Source organism: Haloquadratum walsbyi J07HQW2 (assembly GCF_000415985.1).
Classification (GTDB): Archaea; Halobacteriota; Halobacteria; order Halobacteriales; family Haloferacaceae; genus Haloquadratum; species Haloquadratum walsbyi_B.
Genome location: NZ_KE356561.1, coordinates 1,471,462 through 1,473,574, shown reverse-complemented (window position 1 = coordinate 1,473,574; position 2,113 = coordinate 1,471,462). Strand labels below are relative to the sequence as shown.

At 56.7% G+C, this 2,113-nt stretch carries 1 protein-coding gene; it reads left to right on the top strand.

Annotated elements, in window-relative coordinates; all coding sequences use genetic code 11:
* Window positions 1-92: 92 nt before the first annotated feature.
* On the top strand, window positions 93-2,113 hold a 2,021-nt coding region (locus J07HQW2_RS06845), incomplete at its 3' end, for a helix-turn-helix transcriptional regulator (RefSeq protein WP_021054694.1).

Genomic DNA, 2,113 nt, shown 5'->3' with positions numbered 1-2,113 from the left:
AACGCTCGCTTTGATCATGGCTCCTTACGCGGCGGGTCGGAGTGATGCTAGGCGCTATGACCAACCAGAACATCACTCTGCGGTGATCGACTGTGCGAACACATCAGTCCGTAACTCGCAAGCGAGGGATTCGACTCGTTGACCACACCACGAATCTCTCTCCCAACGGGATCACCTGTTCAGCAGTCTCCCCTCGGCTGACCGAGTGGATCCCGGACCTCCTCGACGAGCTCCGACCACACACCGAGCGAACCATCCGCGAGTATGCCACCACCGATCCGTGGCGTGTCAGTTCACAGTTCCTTTCAGAAACCCTGCCAGCGTGGCAGACCACAGAGAGCACATGGACTGACGACATCGCTGAAGCCGTTGCATACACCCACGCGATTACGGCGCTTGCGCTCACCTATCGAGACAAAGACACCAGTGAACTCAGCAGATACCACCGCCATCGACAGGAAGCTCTCATCGACACCGTCACGAGCATTGGTACGGGGCGCGGTCCAATCAACGCAGATCTTGGCGCGCTCGCGAAAGGCCCGGTTGCATTCCATCGCGAATTTGAGGACCACCCAACCGTCCTCACACTCATATTAGATGGCAGCGCGTGGACCAACCTCACAGACCGCCGCACGGGCGTCCGCGCACTCGCGGCGATTGCTGTCCTCGCCGATGGGTTCGATGTCAGACTTGTCGCCTCTCCAACAGTTCAACGACACCTCTCGAAGCGGTATCCTCACTGGACTGAGTGTCATCTTAATCTTACTGTGAGCCGGGATCGGTCCCCACATACTGACCATACTGACCATACTGATCACACCGATCACGCCACCGAGACTCTTGAGACTGCATGGGAGGCTATCCGTGAACTCGACACCGAGCCAGGGAAACGCCGGCTTCTCGGGAATCTGAAGACAGGGGACGCCCGGAGCTACCGTGATCTCACGCATGACCACACAATCGATGTTGCTGAGGGTACTATCAGTAGATACGTCCTTGATCTGGAAGATCGCGATCTAGTCACGATCGACCGCCGTGGTCAGCATAACACTGTCCAACTCACCAACCGAGGACGATTGGCTGTCCGGCGGTGTCTCGACGATACGTATGCACTTGTTCATCCAGATCAATGCCAGCTTGATCAATGTCTTACCGCGACCCCTCAGGAACTCACAAGTACAGTGTCACCCCGCAGGGCGGACAGGGAGGCACCGACTTCCGATGAGTGGGTGGCGACGACTGGTGATCCAGACGGGGATGCTGAGTACGTCCAGTGGCTCACTGGTCCTGACAACACCCCAGATCATCTCCACGAACGATTCAGCACTGTTGCTCACGACGATGCCATCACACTCGTCGATGACCATCCACACCTATTCGACGATGGCCGGGTCGCGTACCTCAGCCACACTGACGATGAAGCTCTCGTTGTGCTCCAGTGGGGTGGTTCCCTCGCTACACTGGGACGTCTCGCAAACGCCTTACTGAGCGAGAAAGCTCTCTCGAAAATCCTTACACCCTCCCGACTTGGTCACGAGTTCGAAGCAATCGATGACGGCACCCAGGCGTATCCAGTCGACCGACTTCTCCGCCGTGGTCATCAGGTGGGCTGGTACAGCGACGCCGAAACCACCTACAGAGCATGGCGCGAGCGGATAACAACGGTTCGAGATCGACTGCTTACACGAGTTGCCGAACTCACGCACAGCGGTGATACAGCCGCCCGGAGCGACCTGTTCAAAGATCTTCATGGACTGATTGCCTCGGCGACACAGTTGTATCACGCAGTTGGTATCGATCTGACAACCACTATTAGAATTCCTGATACCGACGCACTCGCACGCAACACCACCCAACGACAGAATCTCTGTGCGTTTCTCAGTAAGACAGCTCCCAAACAGTCCATCTGCGGGATTCACTCATGCTATCGCATGTTGTTCGAGGAACGACCCTCAAAGTTGTGCCGACGACTTCCCTATGAGACTGATGACGACGCGACGATGAATCTCACCATGTCGTGGGTACTTTCTGGCCCGACCATCACTGCGCTTCACGACGAAATTACCACGACACTCGCACGTGAACTCGCACGTCCGACATCAATCGCTGAGGG